Origin of the sequence: Citrobacter sp. Cpo030, from assembly GCF_030333005.1 — a bacterium.
GTDB classification, from domain to species: domain Bacteria; phylum Pseudomonadota; class Gammaproteobacteria; order Enterobacterales; family Enterobacteriaceae; genus Citrobacter; species Citrobacter portucalensis.
Genome location: NZ_JAOWGT010000040.1, coordinates 1 through 25,184 on the forward strand (window position 1 = coordinate 1; position 25,184 = coordinate 25,184).

The window sequence follows — 25,184 nt, forward strand, 5'->3', positions numbered from 1 at the left end:
GACGCGGGGTGGAGCAGCCTGGTAGCTCGTCGGGCTCATAACCCGAAGGTCGTCGGTTCAAATCCGGCCCCCGCAACCAACACATTAAACACCTTAACGGGTGTTTTTTTGTATCTGCGGTCCGTAAAAAAAAGCGCTTTTCAGCGCTTTTTTGTTATCCCCTTCTCGCCAGCGTCGCCCCATCGGCAAAGTAGGCTTTAATCCCTGCCAGAATCGACTCTGCAACTTCCTGCTGGAAGGTCGCCGTTTTGAGTTTACGCTCTTCCTCAACGTTACTGATAAATGCCGTTTCGACCAGAATAGACGGGATATCTGGCGCTTTTAGTACCGCAAACCCGGCCTGTTCAACCTGATTCTTGTGCAGATTGTTGATTTTGCCAAGCTTGTTCAATACCGCTTTACCAAACTTCAGGCTGTCGGCGATGGTCAGCGACTGCACCATATCGAACATGGTGTGGTCGACGTAGCGGTCACCGCTCTTACTGACGCCACCAATGAGATCCGAGGCGTTCTGGGTCTGCGCCAGATATTTCGCGGCGGTACTTGTCGCGCCTTTGGTCGAGAGCGCAAACACCGACGAACCGCTGGGTTGTCGACTGGTAAAGGCATCGGCGTGAATAGAGACAAACAGGTCAGCACGCTGCTTCTGCGCTTTCGCCACGCGGACTTTAAGCGGAATGAAGATATCTTCATTTCGTGTCATAAAGACCTTCATGTTGCCCTCTTTCTCTATGAGGGCTCGCAGGCGGCGGGCAATCTGCAGCACCACATCCTTTTCACGCGTCTTGTATTTCCCCACCGCACCGGAGTCTTCTCCGCCGTGGCCCGGATCCAGCATAATGACAATGGGACGATCGCGCCCCGCTTTACCCGGCTGTGGGCCACTTTGTGCAGGTGGCACCTGTTTATCCAGCTCGCCCTTGTTGTAATCTTCCAGCAATGCCAGCAGCGGGTCCTGAACGTCCTGGGCATTCGCGGGATAGAGATCCATCACCAGACGTTCTTTAAAGCCTGCCACCGGAGCCAGCGCGAAAAGTTGCGGCTTCACATTCTGTTTCAGCTCGAACACCATCCGCACGGTCTTTGGATCAAACTGGCCAACGCGCGCAGACTTAATATACGGATCGTCAGGACGAATCTGCGTCCCAATGCCCTTGAGCACCGAGTTCAAATTAACGTCTTCAATATCCACAACCACACGCTCAGGATTACTCAGGGCAAACTGTTTGTATTTCAGCAGACGGTTAGATTCTACCGTGACGCGAGTGTAGCTGGACGCAGGCCAGATACGGACGGCAACGACCTGACTCACGGCCGCCAGACCCACCTGGCTGACGCTCAAAAGCCACATAGCACCCGCACCTTTCAATAAACGGCGGCGACTGATTGCTGAATTGGATCCCGACATGCTTCTCCCGAGCAAAGAAATCTTTTTTAGAGGTAATACGTAAAACGTCCGAATTGACCGGAAACTTTAGCGAATGACGCATAATCTGTCATCTATAAAAGGGTAAACATTCTTTTTATATTCACGGCATTACTGAGAAAAATCTTCGGCATGGGTAAAAATTACGCTTGCGCACAGCGCAAAAACAGAATAAAAATACACAAATTACGAATAATCATGCAATGAGGGTGTGCCGTGGTGAAGGAGCGTAGAACCGAACTGGTACAGGGATTCCGCCATTCTGTTCCCTATATCAATACCCATCGGGGAAAAACGTTTGTCATTATGCTGGGCGGCGAAGCCATCGAGCATGAAAATTTTTCCAGTATCGTCAATGACATTGGTCTTCTTCATAGCCTCGGCATCCGCCTGGTCGTGGTCTATGGCGCACGACCGCAGATTGATGCCAATCTTGCGGCGCATCATCATGAGCCGGTGTACCACAAAAATACGCGCGTTACCGACGCTAAAACGCTGGAGCTGGTCAAACAGGCTGCGGGTTTACTTCAGCTTGATATTACCGCCCGCCTGTCGATGAGCCTGAATAATACGCCATTGCAGGGTGCTCACATCAATGTGGTCAGCGGTAATTTTATTATCTCTCAGCCGCTGGGCGTTGATGACGGCGTAGATTACTGCCATAGCGGGCGTATTCGTCGTATTGATGAAGATGCCATTCACCGCCAGTTAGACAGCGGCGCAATTGTGCTGATGGGCCCGGTTGCCGTTTCCGTCACCGGTGAGAGCTTTAACCTGACGTCAGAAGAGGTCGCCACGCAGTTGGCTATCAAACTGAAGGCCGAGAAAATGATCGGCTTTTGCTCCTCTCAGGGTGTCACCAACGATGACGGCGATATTATTTCCGAGCTGTTTCCTAACGAAGCTCAGGCTCGCGTTGAGTTGCAGGAAGAGAAAGGCGATTACAGCTCCGGTACGGTGCGCTTCCTGCGCGGAGCAGTGAAAGCCTGTCGCAGTGGCGTACGCCGCTGTCATCTGATCAGCTATCAGGAAGATGGTGCATTGCTGCAAGAACTGTTCTCCCGCGACGGGATCGGTACGCAGATCGTGATGGAAAGCGCCGAGCAGATCCGTCGCGCTACCATTAACGATATCGGCGGGATTCTGGAGCTTATCCGCCCGCTGGAGCAGCAAGGTATTCTGGTTCGCCGCTCGCGCGAGCAGTTGGAAATGGAGATCGACAAATTCACGATTATTCAGCGTGATAACCTGACCATCGCCTGTGCCGCTCTGTACCCTTTCCCGGAAGAGAGAATTGGCGAAATGGCGTGCGTGGCAGTGCATCCGGACTACCGTAGCTCGTCACGCGGGGAAGTGTTGCTGGAACGAATCGCCGCGCAGGCCCGGCAAATGGGGTTGAGCAAGCTGTTTGTGTTAACCACACGCAGCATCCACTGGTTCCAGGAGCGCGGCTTCACGCCGGTGGATATCGACCTGCTGCCGGAAAGCAAGAAAGAGATGTACAACTATCAGCGGCGGTCAAAAGTGCTGATGGCGGATTTGGCATAGGAGTGGTTGCCGGATGCGGCATAACAGCCTTATCCGGCCTACATCGCTGGCACATTTTTTTAGGCCGGATGGCGCTGACGCTTATCCGGCCTACATCTACATCATGCCGTCATTAAATAATGCTGACAGTCCGCTGCGACGTTCAGTGCGGGTGGTAATGGCGCGGCTCAATATCCGCTCATCGGCATACAGCGACAAGCGGCGACGCGCGCGGGTAACGGCGGTATAGACCAGCTCGCGGGTAACCACGGGTGAATGCTGGCTGGGTAAAATCAACGCCGCGTGGTCAAACTCAGATCCCTGCGATTTGTGCACCGTCATCGCCCAGGTGGTTTCATGTTCAGGCAAGCGGCTGGGCTGCACCGATTTGATAGAACCATCCGGCAACGCAAACCACACCCTCAGGCCCTGTCCACGGTCGAGGGCAATGCCGATATCACCGTTAAATAATCCCAGCGAACTGTCATTGCGCGCGATCATCACCGGCCTTCCCTCATACCAGCGGCTATGCGTCGAACGATGTATTTTACGTTTTTGCGCCATCACCTGCTCAATGCGTTCATTCAAACCACTAACGCCAAACGGACCTTCCCGCAGGGCGCATAGCAGTTGATACTCATTGAAGGCCTGAATGACAGCTCCCGGCTCTGCGCCCTCGCGCAGCAAATCCAGATAATGCCCATAACCCGCCAGCGCCTCATCCAGCATCGCGGCGTAATCCTCGCTGCTGTGTAGAGTGCGTTTTTCGATGTCGCTAAATCCCTGCTGGAAAATCGTTTTTATCGCAGATTTATCGCCGCAATTAATCGCAGCGGCCAACTGACCGATTCCGGAATCGCTGCCGAAACGGTAGCTCTTTTGCAGCAGGCACAGACTGTCGCGCAGAGCAGCAGCCTGAGTTCCCGTACCTGCCGGAATAGCGCTTCCGGTCAGGCGACTGAGCTGGCGGGCGCGTTCCGGGGTAAACCCGTCACCGACGAAAGCACAGATATCCCCCAGCACCGCCCCCGCTTCGACGGAAGCGAGCTGGTCGCGATCGCCCAGAAAAATCACCCGTCCGTGCGGCGGCAGCGCATCGATAAGGCGCGACATCATCGGCAAATCGATCATCGAGGCTTCATCCACCACCAGCACATCCAGATGCAGCGGGTTTCCGGCATGATGACGCAGGCGCTGACTGCCAGGCTGAGCGCCTAATAATCGATGCAGCGTACTGGCGTCATCGGGGATGCGTTTCTTTTGCTCATCGGTTAGCGGTAGTTCTCGTAGCGCCGCTCCTAGTGAGGAGGTCAGGCGCGCAGCCGCTTTTCCCGTTGGCGCCGCCAGTCGAATACGACAGCGCTCACCGTCTGCCATTTGAATCAACGCCGCCAGCAGCCTTGCGACCGTTGTCGTTTTTCCCGTCCCCGGTCCGCCGGAGATCACCGATATCCGGCGGGTCAGCGCGACAGCAGCGGCCACTTTTTGCCAGTTAACCCCCTCAGAGGATGGGAACAGCGATGCCAGCGTGTGGGTCAGCCGTTGTTCATCCACTTCAATGGCGTGGTTCACTTCACTAAAAAAGCGAGCTACCGTACGTTCGTTATGCCACATCCGGTTCAGATACAGGCGATCGCCGTACAGCACCAGCGGCGTAGGTTGCTCGCCACGACTTACCGCACTGGAAGCCAACAGACATTCCGCCCAGTCTTCAGGCTCGCCCGTTTCAGCGAGCCAGGCGCTTAACAGAGGATGCGCGTCCTCGCTCAGAGATAACCGTGAAAGCGGTAAGCAGACGTGCCCTTCTCCCGCTTCACGGCTGAGCAACGCCGCAGCCAGCGCAACAGCTGGGTTGTCACTTCCGGCAACCGCCAGCGCGAACTGAGCATCCAGAGGCCGGAGCTGTTTTTGCTCAACAGCCTCCAGAAATCGTTTCTGGATTGTCATAACATCGTCTCCTGCACCGCACCGGCAAACATCTCGTCCATCAATGCAATCAACTCTCCGTCAGGTCGGGTCGCGTAAATTCCCTGCTGCAGATTTTCACTGTCAACGCCGCGCAGGAAGAGATAGATAACGCCGCCAAAATGGCGTTCATAATCGTAATCAGCAATGCGATGGCGTAAGTAGCGATGCAGCGCGAGGGTATAAAGTTGGTATTGAAGGTCGTAGCGATGCGCCTGCATGGCAGAGGCCATCGCCTGCTGCGTATAGGCAGAGCTGTCTTCGCCCAGCCAGTTCGATTTGTAATCGAGCAGGTAATAACGCCCCTGGTGGCGGAATACCAGGTCAATAAAGCCTTTCAGCATGCCGCGAACCTGCATAAAGTCCAACGCAGGGCACCCCGCCGAGAGCGGATCGTATTGGCGAATTAACGCATCAAGCTGGTTGGCCATTAACGGCTGCGAAATCGGCAGATAAAACTCCATCTCCACCTGTTTTTCACGCGCGGATAGCTGGCTCAAACTCACGCCCGTCTCGTTGAGAGGCGCCTGCAAAATGGCGTCCAGCCATTCGGTCAAAACCGGCGTCCAGTGTGCGTCATAACCGCCCAACGCCAGTTGCTCCTCGACCCAATGCGGATCCACCGGTTGCGTAAAATCGAGATCTTCAAACAGGCTATGCAAGAACGTACCTGGCGAAGCGCCGCGCGGGAACTGATGCGGTGTAAGTCCTGATTCTTCAATAACCTCACCGACGCCTGCGGCATCGATATCCAGTCGTGGGATCAGATCCTGCGCGATACCCTGTCCACGCTGTTGCAGACCGGAATAACTGGTCACGCGCCAGCTATCACCGGGCTTACGCTGCAGTATTTTTGCACTCAGTTCGCTGCTAACAGCCTGCGCAACCTGCCAGGGTTCACCGTCAGGCTGCGCGGGAGTCTGGCAAGCAATATCGTTGCTGCAAAGCGCTTCAATCGCGCTACGCAGACCCACGGCATCCATCGGCTCGCCTTTTTGCAACAGGCGACCAAGGGCGCTCTGATGCACATCGGTATCCCCTTTTTTATCGCCCCGACGTCGTACCAACGGCGCAACGCCAAGGCTGCAGTGCCATACCGAACGGGTTAGCGCGACATACAGCAAACGCAGGTCTTCCGCCAGACGCTCTGCTTCGGCTAGCTCAACGCTCTCCTCGGCATCGCTAAGATCCAGCACCGCTTCAAAAGAGCTGCGATCGTGATAGAAAGCCTGATCCTGAACGCGGAAATTGGTGATAAACGGCAGCCAGACCAGCGGATACTCCAGCCCTTTCGATTTATGGATGGTGACGATTTTAACCAGATGCTTGTCGCTTTCCAGCCTGAGCTGCTGGCTGGACGCGTTGCTGTCGGGTTCAAGAATATGCTGAGACAACCAGCGCACCAGCGCATGCTCGCTTTCCAGCTGCGAGCCCGCTTCCTGCAACAGTTCGCTGATATGTAAAATGTCGGTCAGTCGACGTTCGCCTCCCGCCGTCGCCAGCAGGTTCTCCGCAATCTGGCGAGCTGTCATCAGCGCACGCAGCATCGGCATCACGCCGCGTTTATGCCAGATCTGACGATAGCCATCGAACTCTTCGACCACCGCATCCCAGGCATTTTCGTCGTTATTTAACGCTTCAAGATCCTGCGCATTCAGCCCCATCATTGACGTTGCCAGCGCGCTACGCAGCGTGTTCTCACGCTCCGGCGTCATCACCGCCTGCAGCACCCACAGCAACTCCTGTGCTTCCAGCGTTTCAAATACGCTGTCACGGTTGGAGAGGTAGACAGAGGGAATGGCCAGTTGCGTCAGTGCATCACGGACCAGCGCCGCCTCCTGGCGGCTACGAACCAATACGCTAATGTCCGACGCGCGTACCGGGCTGGATGCTTTGCCACTTACCAGTTGCGCTGCGCCAGAATGCCCGGCCTTAAGCCAGTCGCGAATTTGCGTGGCGCACACCTGCGCCATGTAGCTCTGATAATCGCCTACGCCGCAACTTTCTCCTTCCATCAGCCACATACTCATAGCGGGCTGCGTTTCGCCGCGTAAAACAAACCGTAACCCCTGGTTTTTTTCTGCGGATTTTACCGGGCTGAAAGGGATTTCGCGGAACATAAAGGCGTCGTCCATCTGGCTGAAAAGCGTATTCACGCTATTGACCATGCCGGGGGCCGAACGCCAGTTGGTATCGAGCGTATAGTGTGCGCTGACTTCGCTGCGCGCCTTCATATAGGTGAAGATATCCGCGCCGCGAAACGCGTAAATTGCCTGTTTCGGATCACCAATTAGCAGCAGTGCGGTATCCGGCTGATGCTGCCAGATCCGACGAAAAATACGGTACTGCTGTGGATCGGTATCCTGGAATTCATCGATCATGGCGACCGGAAAACGAGTACGAATAGCCGTCGCCAGCGCATCGCCGCTTTCACTGCGCAACGCCGCATCCAGACGGCTGAGCATATCGTCAAAACCCAGCTCACCGCGGCGACGTTTTTCCTCGGCAACTGCCGAGCGGATCTCCGCCAGCGCACGAGTGATCACCAGATCGCGGAGAGTTAACGGTTCGCTAAGCAGTTCATCAATAGCGACAAACAGCGGGTGCTGAGGGGTTATCCCACCCGCTTTGGTGCGCTCTTCCAGAAAACGCTGTGAGAATTTCTCCAGCGCGTCAGGAAGCTGGTAACTTTGTGTTTCTTCCTGCGCCCACGCGCTGATCTTTTCGATCCACTTACCCTGATTACCGCGATTAAATTTACGCCGGTCAATTCCGGAGGCTTCCATCAGGCCATCCAGCTCATCAACACAATCACGCCATTGCTGCTTGATCTGGTTAATGCGTGCGAGAATTTGTTCATGCCGGGAGGCCAGCGTTTCGTCATCAGACGGTGGCGCCTTGATAACCGGCGCTTCCCCCTGCAGATAGCGATCGATATCTCTCAGCAGCGCTTGCGGGCCTTTCCACGTTTCAAAAACCACCTGCGCAATGTCGCGGGGCAGCGGGTAGCAGTGCCGACGCCAGAAGTCCGCGCAAGCCTGATAGCGCAGCAGCGATTCATCTTCTATCAGCTGCTGTTCGAACAGCATGCCTGACTCAAAGGCGTTGAGACTGAGCATACGCTGACAAAAGCCGTGGATGGTAAACACCGCCGCTTCATCCATCTGTCTTTCAGCCAATAGCAGCCACTGCGCGGCCTGTTTTTTATCGGCAATTTCATCTAACAAACGGGCATATAGCGGGTTGTCGGTGGTTTCACGCAGGCAGGCAATTCGCAGTTCATGAATATTGCTACGAATTCGACCGCGCAACTCTTCGGTAGCCGCCTCGGTGAAGGTGACCACCAGCAGTTCTTCGACGGTCAGAGGACGAGGAAAGGCGGCAGAGCCGCCCAGTCCAAGCAGTAAACGTAAATACAGGGCGGCGATGGTAAAGGTTTTACCGGTGCCCGCAGAGGCTTCAATCAGACGCTCGCCCGTCAGGGGCAAGCGCAGTGGATCAAGGGACTCAGCGGCATCATTCATTCTTATCACTCATCAGGGGTAAGGTTTGCTGCAACGCGCTGACGGTCTGCCACACTTTCCAGCCTTCCGGGTGCACATATTCTGCTTTCCCATTCTGACTGCCGGAAACCTGTGACAATATCGCCATGCCTTGCGGCTCAACCACCGCCTGATGGAAGAAGTCGGCAAGTTTTTGCGGCGTCAGCAGTTTAATCTGAGCCACTATTTTATCACGTGAATCGAAGCGCATATTGCCGCGATCAAAATCTTTGCTTAACTGTGAGGCTTCTGCCCCCAGCGTTTGCGGCGCCTGCAGCATTTGCGCAATAATCGCCTGCTGAATTTGCGCAAACTCTTCAGGTTTCATCGCCCGCAGCTTCGCTTCCGCCGTCGGGAAGAACGCTTTATAACGCTCCCAGAGGTAAGACGGCTGCTTATCACTGCTTTGCAGCAGGAACCCCATTCCCCACTGACGGCCAACGCTCATCGGGAAAGCAAATACGGCGTAGCCTAACTGTTCTTCAGTACGCAGCTGATTGTAGAACCACGGCTGAACAATCTGACCTAACATAGCGCTGTAGGCTGAACTGGCGTATTCATCGTATCCGGTAGGCACAAATACCGCGGCCAGCGCTGAATCCGTGCTGCTGCCTGCTTTTTCAAAGATGACGGACTGCTTCTTGTCCACAACCACATCTTTGTTGCGACACCACTGTGACCCGTTCGCACCTAGCTGTTTTTGGATATCCCGCGCCATGCTCGTCGTCTGAGCTTCGCTCATATTGCCAATGACCAGGAATTCAGGTCGCGCACCGGTTTTTAAGGCGTCGCGGTAGGTCATCACCTCTTTCAGGGTGATGGAAGGCAGCAGTTTACGGCGCTCGTCGCGGGAGAAGTACGGCACCTGAGAAAGCATCTGCACCGGCATAATAGCCTGATCGTAAGCTTTACCCTTTTCTGCGGAATCCATCATCTGGGCATACCAGGATTTCGCCTGTTCCAGCTGTTCGTCCGTTGATGTGTAGCTGAAATAGCCGCTCAGCAGCGCCTGAAAAAGCTGCGGCAAACGTTGGGTGTAGCCGTTGGCGTTAAGCATCAACCCATTGTTAGCGTTGGTAGAGAAACCAATTCCACCTACCGATGCCTGGTTACTTAACTGATCGAGCGCAATCCCTGCCAGGTAATCGTTAAGTGCGAATAAGACCTGGTTGCGGGCGCTGTCCATGGCTTTCGGGTTACGCAGGATCACGCTGACGTCAGCCTTTGGCTCGCTGGCAAAATACTGGCTCGGGGCATACACCACGCGTAAATCCGGCTCATCAACGATCAGCTCAGGATGAGCGTATTTTTTATCCGTCTTAATCAGCGTGAAATCATCCGGAATGTAGGGGTTCAACTCCAGTAACGACAGCGCAATGCCCTGCGCTTTTTGCTGCCAGTCGTCAAAGGTTTTGTCGCTGATTTTATCCACCTGGTAAGGCGCATCGACAAAATAAGCGGTTTTATTATGCGGCTCTTTCGCGCTGATATACCAGATACGCGCATTCTGCGGCGTCATCATTGCCAGACGTTGCTCAACGGCTTTCGCATCGTACTGGTCAGCAATATTCACCGCATCCAGCGTATGCTCGACGGGAACGCGGATCATGGTATCAGCCAGCCATTCCACGTAGTCCATATCACGGGTGATGGAGGGATAACGGAAATCGAGATCCAGCACGTGCGCCAGCTCGTCAAAATAGCGTTTATCGACACCTTTCTCGCGTAACAAATTGAGGTAGCTAAAGATTGCCGCGACAACTTCATCGCGGTTCGCCAGCCCCTTGTCGGTTAACGTCGCGGAAATGGCTAATACGCCGCTGTTCCCGTTGACCACCGGATCGGAGTCCGCGCGAATACCCTCAACCAGGCCCTGCTTTTGCAGCCAGTCAGACAACGTGCCCGGGCTACGATTGCCAATCAGGTAGGTCACCAGTTCATCGGTTTTACTGCGGAACTGCGCGCTGTTGTTATCGATACGAAACTCGACGCGCAATACTTTACGCGGCATTGCCGGAACATAGTGGATGATGATGCCCTTTTGCGCGTCAGTGACGACCGGTACGGTAATTTCAGGCTTTGCGATATTTGTGTTCGGTACGCGCCCAAAGGTGTCAGCCGCTATCCGCGCCAGCTCTGGCAGCGGTTTATTGCTATAAATCACCGCCTTCATCAGGTTAGCAGAGTAGTACTTTTCATGAAATTTTTGTAATGCCTGCAGCACCGGGTTGCCCGGTTTATCGCTTAATGTCTCGAGATTCCCGCCAGAGAAACGCGAGCCAGGGTGCGCCGGGTTGATCGTCTCAGCGCTCACCTGCGCCATACGCATCCCGTCTCGGGTACGCGCCAGCGTCAGCTCGGAGTTAACCGCGTTACGCTCGCGGTCGGCATATTTTTTATCCAGCAATGGATCGGCAATAGCATCCGCCAGGCGATCCACCGCCCCCACCAGCGCGTCGTTTTCGACTTCAAGATAGAAGGCCGTACGATAAGGCGCAGTACTGGCATTGTGGCTACCGCCGTGCATTTTCAGGAATTCAGCCAGGCTGTCCGGCTGTGGGTATTTTTTCGAGCCCATCAGACACATGTGTTCGAGATAGTGCGCCAGCCCCTGATGATCGTCCGGATCTTCCTGCGAGCCCACGGGGACTACCAGTGCAGAAAGGGATTTCACGGCCTGAGGATCGGATACCAGCAGCACAACCATGCCGTTATCAAGGCGCACGGCCTGATACTGACGGGTGTCTTTATCGCTTTTACGGATGGTTTCAGCTAAAGGCTGCCAACCGGTATCTGCCTGACTTACGGGAACCCAAAGGGCGACGAACAACAGTAATGCGCTGAACCAGGTGCTGCGGGGCATTCACAAACCTCATCATTAACGAATTCACCTGTTCACTACAAACCACATATAAATACATGACCTGAACAGGGCAAGACTATGTGCTGAACGAGCCAGCATCTTCTCTTTGTAAGAATCAGTCCGTGACAGAATGCGCATCATAGTGGAAGCCATCAAATTGCGCAATTTTTATACAATCATCATGACTGATTAAAGCGAAAAATCGGTAACAGGTAGCGCTGAGACTGTAAAACAATAGCCTCCTGAGTATCAGCATCCAGTTGACGCCAAAGACGCTGATACCAGATATCATCACCTTCGCCACGTACCATCATGTTGCCTTCATAGGCTTGCAGAAACTTACTGCGCGCTTTTTGCAACGTTGCATCGTCATCTAACATGGCATCATTTGCGGCGTCATAACAGGTTTTTATCCATGCACCACCGCTTTCGGGTAATACCAGCAACGGTGACGACATGCCTTCCCGATACCCCTCAATGAGTTGCGACAGGTACAGCAACGCCTGTTCTGCATCCAGCGGCGGAAAACGCCATTCTCCGTCTTTACGCAGGAACAATCGGCTCTCTCCCCTACCGCCACTGGCACAATAGACAAGATGTTCCAGCCAAAGTTGCACACCCTGCGCAATGCTTATCAAAGATGGGCGCCAGCGCAACAAACCATCCTCTTGCACCTGCGGCAGCCAGCCGGTGATTTGCACGCCGTGACAGTTAAGATCGATTTCCATGCTCTGACAGGGCTGACGACAGGCGATAATGCGTTCAGCCAGCGACTGCATTTCCTGACGCTGCGTATCCCACAGAATTTCGCCAAACGGCCCATAGGGTAGCGCGCCCGCCGCACGAAAACGGCGGAACAGTCGTTCAGCATCGTTCTCTTCAACCAGCGTATTAAGCAATTGCTGATTAAGCTGGTAGCGGGTCAACCCTTCAAGAATGAAAGGTTCCGTATCCGGGATCTCACTCTCTTCAGAGCGGAAATTAACCCTCAAACGCATCTGGAAAAAGGCGCGTACCGGATGAGCCCAAAATCGCTGCAGCGTTTCCAGCGTCAGCGTTTCGGGCATCTCAAAGGGAAGAAGCTGTACAAAGTCCGAGTGCGCTTTTCCTGACAGGCTCGCCGCAGGCAGCCATTCCCGGGCATAGCTTTGCTGTTCACCCGGTAGATAGTTTTGTGCATCAAAGGGCATACGGGTATGCAAACGGGTAACGTGCGCTTTTACCCGGGCCTCGCTTTGATCGCAGGTTAACGATTCATCGCCCGGCAGATAGTGGCTTTGCCCAATGTAGTCCATCAATTCCTGTACCAGAACCGACGGGAAGCGCTCGCTGTTGTCCTGAATGGATCGGCCAATGTAGCTGATATAGAGCGTTTGCTGTGCTGAGATTAATGCTTCGAGGAACAGATAGCGGTCATCATCGCGACGACTGCGGTCACCTCGCATCGGTTTTTGGCTCATTAAATCAAAGCCCAGCGGCGCAAGTTGACGCGGATAAACCCCATCGTTCATACCCAGCAGGCACACCACTTTGAACGGAATGGAGCGCATCGGCATCAGCGTACAAATGTTAACGGGCCCCGCCAGGAAGCGCTGGCTGATGCGTTCCTGGTCAAGGCGCTGGGCTAGCTCATCACGCAACAGAGAGAGCGGTATAGCATCGCCGTACTCAGCCCCTAAACCTTCGGTAATAATGGCCTGCCACTGCTGTTCAATCAGCGTCATCGCCGCTTCGGTGTCCGCGTCCGGTAGGAAGAAATCATTAAGCATTTCCCGACAAACGGGTAGCCACTCTTCCAGCGGTCGTTCCTGAGCTAACCCTCTACGCCAAAGATTGAGCTGCATCAGCAACGAGGCCAGATGCCCTACCAGCTCGGCAATCAATCCGCTGGACTCATCGTAAGGCAATACCGATTGCCACTCGCCCTGCGCGCTTTCCATCGCGTAGCCGAGCAGCATACGCGTTAAACCAAATTGCCAGGTATGCTGACCTGTAGGCGGAAGCTCCAGCTCACGCACGTTATCGTCGTCAATTCCCCAGCGAATACCGGATTCATTGACCCATAAGCGAAGATAGCGCAGCCCCTCTTCATCGATATTGAAACGCGCCGCCAGCACGGGAACATCCAGTAACGCCAGGACATCCTCTGAGACAAAACGGCTATCCGGCAGCGACAGCAGGCTAATAAAGGCCTGTAAGACGGGATGAGACTGGCGCGCCCGACGGTCGGAAATCGCGTAAGGTAAGTAACGCTCGGCTGGCGCGCTGCCAAAGACCGACTGAATGAATGGACTGTAGCTGTCGATATCCGCCACCATCACGATAATATCGCGCGGCGTCAGCGTTGGATCCGCTTCCAGCATTGCCAGCAAGCGGTCATGAAGAATTTCTACCTCGCGCTGTGGGCTATGGCAGACATGGAAAGTCACGCTGGTATCGTTCAGCTCAAGCCGGCGTTTATTGTCGCTCCGGGAATATTCTTCCAGCGTAACGCCCGCCACAGCATGACTTTCAAGCTCCAGAATATCCGATTGAATATTGTGCAAAAGATTGTCAGGCGTAATATCGACGAACGCATCCAGCTCCTGACTATTCTCTAGCTCTGAAAGCAGGTAAATGTAATCGCGCCCCAGTTTGCCCCATGAGGCCAGCATCGGGTTGCCCACATCCTGTTCGCCATCGCTATTAAATAATCCTTCAGCTTTCTGACTGTCACGAAACAACGGCAGATGGCGTTCTTCAAAGCTGTGCCGACGCTGACGTGCCATCAGCTTCGCCAGCCAGGCAGGATCTTTAATATCCCCCCAGTAGTAGCGACAAGGGTTGGTAAACAGCAGATGAATATCAATGTGCTTACCCAGTGCCTGCAATGCCTGCAAATAAACCGGCGGCAGCGCCGAAATACCGCAAATAAAGACGCGAGAAGGCAGTCCCTGCGGGCACTCGGACGCGTTTTCCAACGTCTGAATAAATCGTTGGTATAAATTGGCACGATGCCAGCGCGGCTGGCCCAATTCCGCGGTGTATTCCACCAGCGCTTTCCACAACGGTGCCTGCCAGGCCTGAGACTCGCCAAGTCCCTCAACCTGTCGCCCCGCTTCCCACTGGGTCAACCAGTCAGGGCGGTAGACTAAATACTGGTCGAAAAGGTCAGCCGCGCGCGAGGAAAGCTGAAAAAGCTTACGTTTATCAGTGTCGTCCGTCAGATAGTGGCGTAGCAATGCGAAGTCATCGCTATCCAGCAATTGTGGCAACAGCGTCATCAACTTCCAGCTCATGCTCTGTTTGCTGAACGCACTCTCTTTCGGGATATCCGGCAGCACGCGCACAAACATATCCCAGATAAAACTCGCGGGCAGCGGAAAATCGATATTGGCGGCAATACTAAACTTCTGTGCAAGAGTCATTTGTAGCCACTGCGCCATACCGGTGCTTTGAACCAGGATCATCTCAGGTTCAAAGGGGTCGTCCAGCCGCTCGCGCTCAACGATAAATTCCATTAACGCTTCCAGCACATCCAGACGGTTGGAGTGGTAGACCCTTAACATAGCGACTCCTGACTACTGACGATTCGGGCAATGCAGACGCGTCATCTGACCCTGCCTGCCGAGGGGTGAAGAAATTATAACGTTGATGCTGACACATCCCGCTCTCGTTGTCTGCATTCGGTTAACCTGCCAGTTCACAGGCGATGAAAACGGGTACAGCTGGGTTTGCTGCCAGGCGTGGCGCCAGAGTTGCTGATACTGGTTTCTGATGATAAAGCTGTTCATTAGCACCCGCTGATATCCTGACAACGCGGTCACAATCATTACCATTAGTACCATTGCCAGCATCACTTCCGGCAGACTAAAGCCACGCTGTCTGTTCAGGGGATCTGGCATAACGTCTGCTCCTTTAGCGGACAAAAATCGCTCCAGCCACGCGCCGAGAATTCTATGTTGCCATCAATAACCGCCCCCTGACGCCATAACGATATCTCTTCATAGTGGGCAATAAGCAGCACAAAATTATTGGTAAGCAGACGCAGGCAAACCGCGGCATCCTGCGTGGGAACGCGCCGACACTGTACGGCGGGTTGTAAGCGCCAGGGCTGCGTACGCCCCCATTCCATCGCGGATTGCACTACCGCCTGACGCTGCAGCGCCTGACTTTGTGTGACCACACGCGCAGCAAAACTGGCCTCCTGTCTGCTAACGCCTTGCAGCAGCAGACTACCGAGCACCAGCAGCAACAGGACCATTGCCAGAGAAGATACGCCTCGCTCACGGTTCACAGGTTGAATCCCGTAACGCTATAGACCGCCTCAACAACTTTTTGTGGTTCGTCATTACTCACTCCACGCAAACGCAGCGTAAGAAGTGGGGAATATCCGCTGAAATTCAGCCGTTCAACCTGGAATGCCTCAATCTGGATGGTGGCCGGATCGGTCATTTTCTCCCATCCTTTTCCAGTGCAGTCGGTGGCTCCACGCAGGGTTTCCAACACCTTGTCCTGTGAACGAAACCCGATAGTATCAGCCTCTTTCGCGGGACTGCTTTCCCAAACGCCGTTGCTGTTGGCATCCCAGCGGGCAATAACACAGCCCCCATTTGCCGATATCACCAGAGCCTCTCCGACACAGTTTCCCCGGCAATACCCCGCTCGCTGAAGATGCTTCGCCACGGTGTAGACCCGCTGCCATATTTCATCTTCCAGTACTAACTGGCGCGTATTACGCAGAATCTCTCGTTGTAGCGCCGGTAAAAATCGTGCTGAGCTAAGCAGTAAAATGCTGCTAATCGCCATGGCAATGAGCACCTCCAGCAGTGAAAATCCCCGTTCGTTTACTGACATATGCTGGCCTCATCGCGCTCACAAAGCCTGATTCGCCCCCAGCCAGACACCACCACGCGCCATTCCCCTGCCGCATTTTTCAGGCGTATATGTCCGGCCCATGCCGTATTGCGCAGTCCAAAAAAGGCCAGTGAAGGCGTTATCTCTGCCATTTCGACGCCGTCCCGGGGCGGTGTAAAAACCAAAGGCGAAACGGGCCGACACGAGGTTTGCGAAGCCGCAGAGCTGACAAAGCACCATGATGTGCCATCCCGAATCACGCTTATCACGTGATCGCGGTTACGCCAGTTAGCATCTTCACGCAGTTGCAGCAGGTAGTCCCGCACCTGGCAGGCGGTCTGCCACAGCCGCTGCTGTTGCTGCCAGCGCTGCCAACCATACAGCCCAGATGCACCAAGCGCCGCGACAATCAGCATCGCAATCAGAGTTTCGAGAAGCGTGTAACCTTGTTGTTTTTTCATGTCGCCAGTATGGCGTGAGGAAAATGAATAACGAGCGGGAAATTCGGTTTCTACGGCGAGCTATGGGGAATATTTAGCGCGTTACAGGCCGTTGCAATATTTCAGGAATCCACGCCGAAAAACGCGATTTGAGACAAAAAAAACCGACGCACATGGGCGTCGGTTGTGACAGCCTGAAACAGGTTAGATAGCTACCGGCGCTTTAATACCCGGGTGCGGATCGTAGCCTTCAATTTCGAAGTCTTCGAAGCGATAGTCAAAGATTGATTCAGGCTTACGTTTGATAACCAGTTTCGGCAGCGCGCGAGGTTCACGGCTAAGCTGCAGATGCGTTTGATCCATATGATTGCTGTACAGGTGCGTATCGCCGCCGGTCCAGACAAAATCACCCACTTCCAGATCGCACTGCTGCGCCATCATGTGTACCAGCAAAGCGTAGCTGGCAATGTTAAACGGCAGGCCGAGGAACACATCGCACGAACGCTGATACAGCTGGCAGGAGAGCTTGCCATCCGCCACGTAGAACTGGAAGAACGCATGGCACGGTGCCAGCGCCATTTTATCCAGCTCACCGACGTTCCATGCGGAAACGATGATGCGACGAGAGTCCGGATCATTTTTCAGCTGGTTTAGCACGGTGGTGATCTGGTCGATATGGCGACCATCTGGCGTAGGCCACGCGCGCCATTGTTTGCCATAAACCGGGCCTAAATTACCATTTTCATCCGCCCATTCGTCCCAGATTGAGACGTTGTTTTCATGCAGGTAGGCAACGTTAGTATCGCCCTGCAAGAACCACAGCAACTCATGAATGATCGAGCGTAAATGGCAGCGTTTAGTCGTAACCAGCGGGAACCCTTCCTGCAGATTAAAACGCATCTGATGACCAAAAATGGAAAGCGTTCCGGTTCCGGTGCGGTCGTTTTTCTGTGTGCCTTCATCCAGCACTTTTTGCATCAGTTCTAAATACTGTTTCATGGTTCCTCAGGAAACGTGTTGCTGTGGGCTGCGGCGGTACGCCCAAACCATCATAATAATGCCTGCGACAATCATCGGGATAGAGAGGATCTGCCCCATGCTGATGTACTGTACCCAGGTGCCGGTAAACTGCGCATCCGGCTGGCGGAAGAATTCAACAATAATACGAAACGCGCCATAACCAATCAGGAACAGACCGGATACCGAACCCATCGGGCGTGGTTTGCGAATGTACAAGTTCAGAATGATAAACAGCACAACGCCTTCCAGCGCCATCTCATAAAGCTGTGAGGCGTGGCGTGGCAGCGAGCCATAGGTATCAAAAATAGACTGCCATTGCGGGTTAGTTTGCAGCAGTAAAATATCTTCGGTACGGGAGCCCGGGAACAGCATGGCGTACTTGAAGTTCGGGTCAACGCGTCCCCACAGCTCACCGTTGATAAAGTTGCCCAGACGCCCAGCACCCAGGCCAAACGGAATCAGCGGGGCAATGAAATCAGAAACCTGGAAGAACGAACGCTTAGTGCGTTTGGCGAAGATAATCATCACCAGGATCACACCGATAAGTCCACCGTGGAAGGACATACCGCCGTCCCAGACGCGGAACAGATACAGGGGATTATCGAGGAATAACGGGAAGTTATAGAACAGTACGTAACCAATACGCCCACCGAGGAAAACCCCGAGGAAGCCCGCATACAGTAAGTTTTCTACTTCATTTTTGGTCCAGCCACTGCCCGGACGATTCGCGCGGCGCGTCGCCAGCCACATCGCGAAAATAAACCCCACCAAATACATTAAGCCGTACCAGTGAAGCGCGACGGGTCCGATTGAGAAAATGACCGGATCGAAATCCGGAAAATGCAGATAGCTACTGGTCATCTGTCACCACAAGTTCTTGTTATTTCGCTGAAGTCAGACAGCAATTGATAAGCGCGCCTGCATAATGCAGGCGCTCCAAAGGTGCGAATGATAGCACAAGGGGTTAGAAGCGGATGCCGGGAAGATGTAAAAGATCTGTATAGGTAATCTCTATCCCCCGTAATACCTGATAGCGCTACGCTTGTCAGACCTACAATCCCCCGCGAATCAAGCCCCCCATGCCACGACGCTCCATGAAGGCCGCTACCTGATGGCGTACTTCTGTTGCCATCTGTGCCTCCAGGCTGCGCTGCGCCAGCGTTTGCGCCTCATCAAAATCGATATGACGCAGCAGATATTTTACGCGAGCGACAGAACGACCGTTCATCGACAAATGACGGAAACCGAGACCGATCAGAATAGCCACGCACATCGGGTCGCCCGCCATTTCACCACACAGGCGCAAATCGATACCGCTTCTTTCGGCTTCCTGCGCAATCATCGCCAGCGCACGCAACATCCCCGGATGCAGGCTGTCATAAATGCTGGCTACCCGTGTGTTGTTACGATCGACGGCCAGTATGTACTGGGTAAGGTCGTTGGTTCCGACCGATATAAAGTCTATCCGGTTTGTCAGATGCGGCAGCATGAACACCATCGACGGAACTTCCAACATGATGCCAATGCGCGGTTTCGGGATCGCGTAACCGATCATCTCCTCCACTTCGCGTCCGGCGCGTTCAATCAAACGTCGCGCTTCGTCCACTTCATCGATGCTGGTTACCATCGGCAGCAAAATGCTCAGGTTTCCGGTTGCCGCATTCGCACGCAGCATAGCGCGAACCTGGATCAAAAAGATCTCCGGCTGATCGAGCGTTATGCGGATCCCTCGCCAGCCAAGGCACGGGTTCTCTTCACTGATCGGCATATAGGGCAGCTGTTTATCGGCGCCGACATCCAGCGTACGCAGGGTCACTGGCTTGTCGTTAAACATTTGCAGCATCCCCTGATACTGCGCAACCTGTTCTTCTTCCGAAGGAAATCCGCTTTGCAGCATGAACGGGATTTCGGTGCGATAGAGGCCAATGCCGTCGATTCGGCTACCCAGCTTTTCTTCATGTTCCGGGCTGAGACCCGCATTGAGCATCACCTTCACGCGCTCGCCGCTTTTCAGCTGTGCTGGCTGGTTGACGTCGTCTTCCGCCAGGCGGCTCAGCTCAATTTCTTCACTGATAAGACGCTGGTATTCCTGGATCAATACCGGTTCCGGATCGACCAGCAGTTCACCACGATAACCGTCCACCACCAGCGTACGGCGATGCAGCACCGACGGCTGAATATCGGCTCCCATAACGGTAGGGATACCCAGCGCACGCACCATAATTGCCGCATGAGAGTTGGCTGCGCCGTCCCGAACAACCACGCCGACTAACCGGTCCTGAGGAAGCTCTGCCAGCGTGGTCGCCGAAAGTTCGTCCGCCACCAGCACGAAGCGTTCCGGCCAGGCATTCGGCCCCTGGATAGAGTCGTCAAGGTGGAACAGCAGACGCTGGCCGAGCGCGCGTAAATCTCCGGCCCGCTCTTTGAGGTAGTTATCGCTCAGCGCGGCGAACTGTTCGGCAAACTTTTCGATAATCGTTTTAACCGCCCACTCGGCCACCGAACCGTTATCAACTTCCGCAAACAGCTCGCGGCGCAGACGGGTATCGGAAAGCAAGTGCGAGTAAAGATCAAAGATCGCCGCCGTTTCTTTCTGCGCCCCGGCGGTAAAGCGTTTGCTGTAACGGCGGAATTCGTTCGCCGCCTCTTCCAGCGCACCGGTCAGTCGCTCGCGTTCAAGCACCGGATCCAGCGTTGAAGCCTGGTAGACCTGCTCCATCAGCGGCAGTGTCGCATCCTGCCAACCTTCGGCTATTGCCACACCGGGAGCGGCAGGCAGCGCACGGATACGTGTTTGACGGTACTGACCGAACAGCGCGTTTAGCTGCGACTGCGAAAGTATGGCCGCCATTTGCGTGGCGAGCGTGACGAGGAAAGACTCTTCACTTTCATCGTACTGACGCAGCTCACGCTGCTGCACCACCAGCACACCTAAAAGCTGGCGACGCTGAATGATCGGTACGCCTAAGAATGCACGAAAACGCTCTTCTTTTACCGAAGGAATGTATTTAAAGCTGGGATGTTTTTGCGCATCGGCGAGGTTGATAGGTTCCGCCAGCCTGCCAACCAGGCCAACGATACCTTCATCAAACGCGAGTGCGACAGTGCGACCACGTGGTTTTTTTAGTCCCCGGGTCGCCATGAGGTAATAACAACGTCGATCGTGATCGGCCAGATAGACCGAGCAGACCTCGGTATCCATCGCAAGACAGATGTCGGTAACCAGTATATTCAGCGCTTCGTTCAGACGCGGAGCACTGGCCACCTTTTCGACTATTTCGCGCAGGCGGGTGAGCATAATTTGCGTAGCTTAACCTCTTTTACGTCTGTACGCAGGTGCGCTTTGCGGTTTAGGAGTGCTCTCCTGAAGCGCCATGACAACACTTGCGAATTCTTTCATCACCCTGCGATAGACATCGCGTTTAAATGACACCACCTGTCGAACCGGATACCAGTAACTCACCCAGCGCCAGCCGTCGAACTCAGGTGTACTGCTGGTTTGCATATTGATTTCAGCATCGCTACTGACCAATTGCAGAAGAAACCATTTTTGTTTCTGGCCGATACAAACCGGCTTCGTGTCCCAACGCACCAAACGTTTCGGTAACTTGTAACGCAACCAGTTACGAGTAGAAGCAAGGATCCGTACATCTTTACGACTGAGACCCACTTCTTCAAAGAGTTCCCGGTACATCGCCTGCTCTGCTGTCTCTCCTGCATTGATCCCACCTTGTGGGAATTGCCAGGAGTGCTGACCAAATCGCCGGGCCCACATGACCTGCCCCTGGCGGTTACAAATTACTATCCCTACATTCGGGCGGTAGCCATCGTCATCAATCACCGGACTACCTCAACATAAACCTTATATACAAACGATTGTTTCACACTCCTGAGGGGCGGTAAACCACTCTGTTAAGGGTGCGATATTCTAATAACAATTGAATAACTCACAGTTAAAGGCCGAGTTATAAACAGAAGAAGGGCAAGCAAGGCGATTTTATTCACCTTTTCTGTGGATATAGTTGTGAAGAAGTACGGAATTACTATGGGAAAACCCAGAACAGTCCGAATAAGACATTCGTCACATATCAAAAATACTCTTATACATTCATAAAGTTAAAACCGATCCACGCAGATAAACACACAGAAATGTGATGTGCATCACGCATACGATCTTCACGCTGATGAAAGATCGACCAGCGTTGGTTTTATCCACAGATTATGCCAATAAGTTAGGCACAATTTGTGTGAAAATTCGATTTTCGTCGCACGTCAAGGCTGTAAATTGAAACAGTAGTGGGGGTTTTTCACAGTTATCCCATCTTTCTGTGGATAACATGGTGTAAGATCCTGTTCATTGTCAGTGACCAGAATTGGAAAACCCGCTTCGCTGTTGCGCAACTCTGCGAACGTGAATCTAAAAACCAATATAAATCATAGAATTGAATAAAGCATGTGGAAAAAGATAAACTCTGTCCATACGGTATAAAATCACTGCTCATTTTTTCACCTAAGGGTTAACCCGATGCCAGAACTCCGTCCGTTGCTTTCTCCCCCTGAATCTGAAGCCCAGTTGCTGAGCCAGGCACGGCAGCTTTCGGGCTACGCGTTAGGAGAATTAGCGGCAATGGCGGGAATCATTACGCCGAAGGATCTTAAGCGCGATAAAGGCTGGATTGGCGTCCTGCTGGAAATCTGGCTCGGTGCCAGCGCGGGCAGTAAACCAGAGCAGGATTTTGCGGCGCTGGGCGTGGAGCTGAAAACGATCCCTGTGGATAGTCTTGGCAGACCGCTGGAAACCACCTTTGTGTGTGTGGCACCGTTAACCGGCAATACCGGCGTCACCTGGGAAACCAGCCATGTACGGCACAAACTCAAACGTGTTCTGTGGATCCCGGTAGAAGGCGAACGCAGCATCCCTCTGGCTGAGCGCCGCGTCGGCTCTCCCCTGCTGTGGAGCCCGAATGAAGAAGAAGACCGGCAATTGCGTCTGGACTGGGAAGAGTTAATGGACATGATTGTGTTAGGTCATGTCGAACGCATCACCGCTCGCCATGGGGAAGTACTGCAACTGCGTCCTAAAGCCGCCAACGCCCGCGCGCTTACCGAGGCCATTGGCGCCAACGGCGAACCCATCCTGACCCTGCCACGCGGCTTTTACCTGAAAAAGAACTTCACCCGCGCATTGCTTGAGCGACATTTCTTGTTCCAGGCGCAATAGGCACCGTCCGGCCTTTCACCCGCCGCGTTACGGGCCTATAATTACCGCTTCTTTTTTTTGGCAGGACTTTGTTCGATGTTATTTGCATGGATAACCGATCCTAACGCCTGGCTTGCGCTCGGTACGCTGACGCTGCTGGAGATCGTTCTTGGGATCGACAATATTATTTTCCTTTCTCTGGTTGTAGCCAAACTCCCGACAGCGCAACGCAATCATGCCCGACGTATTGGGCTGGCGGCGGCGATGATCATGCGTCTGGCACTGCTGGCTTCTATCGCCTGGGTAACGCGGCTGACAAACCCGTTATTCGAGCTGTTTGGCGAGGCGATATCAGCACGCGACCTGATCCTTCTGCTGGGGGGATTGTTCCTGATCTGGAAAGCCAGTAAAGAGATCCACGAATCCATTGAAGGTGAGGAAGAAGGTCTGAAAACTCGCGTATCCTCTTTTCTGGGTGCGATTGTACAGATCATGTTGTTAGACATTATCTTCAGTCTGGATTCCGTGATTACTGCGGTAGGCTTGTCCGATCATCTGTTTATCATGATGGCGGCGGTGGTGATTGCCGTAGGCGTCATGATGTTTGCTGCTCGCCCGATTGGTGAGTTTGTCGATCGCCACCCTTCGGTAAAAATGCTGGCGCTCTCGTTTCTGATTCTGGTCGGTTTTACGCTGATTCTGGAAAGTTTCGACGTCCACGTTCCGAAAGGATATATCTATTTCGCCATGTTCTTCTCTATCGCGGTAGAGACCCTGAACCTGTGGCGTAATAAAAAAAATCCGCTCTGATGAAATCCATCGCTCCCCGCAAGGGGAGCGAATGCCAGCCACACCTACCCCTTCTCACAGTTTAAGATTTTACTGCTTTCACCCTGCACAACTTCGCGTTATTACTAAACTATTGTCAGACGCAGGCCATGTGAGGATAAGCAGATGAAAAAATGGGCAGTTTTGATTTCCGCCGTAGGACTGGCTTTTGCCGTTTCCGGATGCAGCAGCGATTATGTAATGGCGACAAAAGATGGTCGAATGATCCTGACCGATGGAAAACCAGAAATTGACGATGATACCGGTCTGGTGAGCTATCACGACCAGCAGGGCAATGCGATGCAGATTAACCGCGATGATGTGTCTCAAATCATTGAACGCTGATGGTTGAGGTCAGCAGCGCGCTGGCCTTAACAATTTTACTTCCCTTTTTCTCTTCCCTCAGCCATTTTTATAATCCTTATGTCGTGATTATAAAAAGGAAACGGCTATGCAATATCACCGTATACCCCACAGCTCGCTGGAAGTCAGTACACTGGGGCTGGGCACAATGACGTTTGGTGAACAAAACAGCGAAGCCGACGCACATGCACAGCTCGATTATGCCGTAGCACAGGGCATTAATTTGATCGACGTTGCCGAGATGTATCCGGTACCGCCGCGTCCTGAAACCCAGGGTCTCACCGAAACCTACGTAGGTAACTGGCTAGCCAAACACGGCAGCCGCGAAAAGCTGATCGTTGCTTCTAAGGTCAGCGGACCATCACGTAACAACGACAGCGGCATTCGACCGAATCAGGCGCTGGACCGTAAAAATATCCGTGAAGCGCTGCACGACAGCCTGAAAAGACTGAAAACCGATTATCTGGATCTATATCAGGTTCACTGGCCGCAGCGCCCGACCAACTGTTTTGGTAAGTTAGGCTACAGCTGGACAGACTCCGCGCCGGTCGTTTCCCTTCTCGATACCCTGGACGCGCTGGCCGAGTTTCAGCGCGCCGGGAAAATTCGCTACATCGGCGTTTCTAATGAAACCGCGTTTGGCGTGATGCGCTATCTGCACCTGGCGGACAAACACGATCTGCCACGCATCGCCACCATCCAGAACCCCTACAGCCTGCTGAACCGCAGCTTTGAGGTTGGACTGGCTGAAGTGAGCCAGTATGAAGGCGTTGAGCTGCTGGCTTACTCTTGCCTGGGCTTCGGTACGTTAACCGGGAAATACCTGAACGGCGCGAAACCTGCCGGTGCACGCAATACGTTGTTTAGCCGTTTCACGCGCTACAGCGGCGAGCAGACGCAGAAAGCCGTTGCGGCCTATGTGGATATCGCGAAACGCCATAATCTGGATCCAGCGCAAATGGCGCTGGCATTCGTGCGTCGTCAGCCGTTTGTCGCCAGCACTTTGCTGGGCGCCACGACGATGGAGCAGCTAAAAACCAACGTTGAAAGTCTGCATCTGGAGTTGAGCGAAGAAGTACTGGCAGAGATTGAAGCGGTGCATCAGGTGTATACCTATCCTGCACCGTAACAGTTAGCGCCTGATGGCGCTACGCTTATCAGGCCTACAGACAAC

The 25,184-nt window shown here is 53.7% G+C and carries 18 protein-coding genes and 1 tRNA gene; 6 read left to right on the forward strand and 13 right to left on the reverse strand.

The features are described 5' to 3' along the window. Nucleotides 1–2: 2 nt before the first annotated feature. Nucleotides 3–79 (forward strand) — tRNA-Met (locus tag OGY37_RS01275). A 75-nt stretch (nt 80–154) separates the two neighbouring features. Here the strand turns inward: OGY37_RS01275 and amiC are convergent. Continuing rightward, nucleotides 155–1,408: an N-acetylmuramoyl-L-alanine amidase AmiC gene (amiC, locus tag OGY37_RS01280; RefSeq protein WP_286619849.1), complete on the reverse strand. Its 1,254-nt coding sequence runs from the start codon at nt 1,406–1,408 to the stop codon at nt 155–157. Nucleotides 1,409–1,642: 234 nt separating this feature from the next. Between amiC and argA the strand changes: the two genes are divergently transcribed. Continuing rightward, nucleotides 1,643–2,974, forward strand: a complete 1,332-nt coding sequence (gene argA / locus OGY37_RS01285) for an amino-acid N-acetyltransferase (protein ID WP_003034012.1) — start codon at nt 1,643–1,645, stop codon at nt 2,972–2,974. Between the two features lie 96 nt (nt 2,975–3,070). Here argA and recD read toward each other — a convergent pair whose 3' ends face one another. From recD to rppH, 12 genes are all read right to left on the reverse strand, one after another. Further along, nucleotides 3,071–4,900: an exodeoxyribonuclease V subunit alpha gene (gene recD / locus OGY37_RS01290; RefSeq protein ID WP_164562502.1), complete on the reverse strand. Its 1,830-nt coding sequence runs from the start codon at nt 4,898–4,900 to the stop codon at nt 3,071–3,073. Further along, nucleotides 4,897–8,442: an exodeoxyribonuclease V subunit beta gene (gene recB / locus OGY37_RS01295; RefSeq protein ID WP_286619852.1), complete on the reverse strand. Its 3,546-nt coding sequence runs from the start codon at nt 8,440–8,442 to the stop codon at nt 4,897–4,899. The genes recD and recB overlap by 4 nt, the downstream gene beginning before the upstream one ends. Then, on the reverse strand, nt 8,435–11,323 hold the full coding sequence (gene ptrA, locus OGY37_RS01300; RefSeq protein WP_286619854.1) for a pitrilysin: 2,889 nt from the start codon (nt 11,321–11,323) through the stop codon (nt 8,435–8,437). Before ptrA ends, recB begins: the two co-directional genes overlap by 8 nt. Nucleotides 11,324–11,502: 179 nt before the next feature. Next, nucleotides 11,503–14,871, reverse strand: coding sequence for an exodeoxyribonuclease V subunit gamma (gene recC / locus OGY37_RS01305; RefSeq protein WP_286619855.1), 3,369 nt, complete (start codon nt 14,869–14,871; stop codon nt 11,503–11,505). 12 nt (nt 14,872–14,883) lie between these two features. Further along, entirely contained in the window at nt 14,884–15,207 is a 324-nt protein-coding gene (locus OGY37_RS01310) for a prepilin-type N-terminal cleavage/methylation domain-containing protein (protein ID WP_003825617.1), read from the reverse strand. Then, nucleotides 15,192–15,599 (reverse strand): DUF2509 family protein, encoded by a 408-nt coding sequence (locus OGY37_RS01315; protein WP_286619857.1) that lies wholly within the window; start codon nt 15,597–15,599, stop codon nt 15,192–15,194. Before OGY37_RS01315 ends, OGY37_RS01310 begins: the two co-directional genes overlap by 16 nt. Beyond that, nucleotides 15,596–16,159, reverse strand: coding sequence for a prepilin peptidase-dependent protein (locus tag OGY37_RS01320; protein WP_286553773.1), 564 nt, complete (start codon nt 16,157–16,159; stop codon nt 15,596–15,598). The genes OGY37_RS01315 and OGY37_RS01320 overlap by 4 nt, the downstream gene beginning before the upstream one ends. Continuing rightward, nucleotides 16,150–16,620 (reverse strand): prepilin peptidase-dependent protein, encoded by a 471-nt coding sequence (locus tag OGY37_RS01325; protein ID WP_286619859.1) that lies wholly within the window; start codon nt 16,618–16,620, stop codon nt 16,150–16,152. The genes OGY37_RS01320 and OGY37_RS01325 overlap by 10 nt, the downstream gene beginning before the upstream one ends. 183 nt (nt 16,621–16,803) lie before the next feature. After that, nucleotides 16,804–17,598: a thymidylate synthase gene (gene thyA / locus OGY37_RS01330; RefSeq protein ID WP_003033990.1), complete on the reverse strand. Its 795-nt coding sequence runs from the start codon at nt 17,596–17,598 to the stop codon at nt 16,804–16,806. A gap of 6 nt (nt 17,599–17,604) precedes the next feature. Next, entirely contained in the window at nt 17,605–18,480 is an 876-nt protein-coding gene (gene lgt / locus OGY37_RS01335) for a prolipoprotein diacylglyceryl transferase (RefSeq protein ID WP_003825606.1), read from the reverse strand. Nucleotides 18,481–18,670: 190 nt separating this feature from the next. Continuing rightward, nucleotides 18,671–20,917, reverse strand: coding sequence for a phosphoenolpyruvate--protein phosphotransferase (gene ptsP / locus OGY37_RS01340; RefSeq protein ID WP_148361512.1), 2,247 nt, complete (start codon nt 20,915–20,917; stop codon nt 18,671–18,673). 12 nt (nt 20,918–20,929) lie between these two features. Then, nucleotides 20,930–21,460, reverse strand: a complete 531-nt coding sequence (rppH, locus tag OGY37_RS01345; protein ID WP_003825602.1) for an RNA pyrophosphohydrolase — start codon at nt 21,458–21,460, stop codon at nt 20,930–20,932. A gap of 684 nt (nt 21,461–22,144) precedes the next feature. Here rppH and mutH point away from each other — a divergent pair. From mutH to OGY37_RS01365, 4 genes are all read left to right on the forward strand, one after another. Next, nucleotides 22,145–22,840, forward strand: a complete 696-nt coding sequence (gene mutH / locus OGY37_RS01350; protein WP_003825600.1) for a DNA mismatch repair endonuclease MutH — start codon at nt 22,145–22,147, stop codon at nt 22,838–22,840. Nucleotides 22,841–22,915: 75 nt separating this feature from the next. After that, the gene (locus tag OGY37_RS01355) at nt 22,916–23,629 is read left to right on the forward strand and encodes a TerC family protein (protein WP_003033961.1); all 714 of its coding nucleotides are present in this window, start codon (nt 22,916–22,918) and stop codon (nt 23,627–23,629) included. A 144-nt stretch (nt 23,630–23,773) separates the two neighbouring features. Further along, entirely contained in the window at nt 23,774–23,992 is a 219-nt protein-coding gene (gene ygdR / locus OGY37_RS01360; protein ID WP_000758660.1) for a lipoprotein YgdR, read from the forward strand. 106 nt (nt 23,993–24,098) lie between these two features. Continuing rightward, on the forward strand, nt 24,099–25,139 hold the full coding sequence (locus tag OGY37_RS01365; protein ID WP_003825597.1) for an NADP(H)-dependent aldo-keto reductase: 1,041 nt from the start codon (nt 24,099–24,101) through the stop codon (nt 25,137–25,139). Nucleotides 25,140–25,184: the final 45 nt, after the last annotated feature.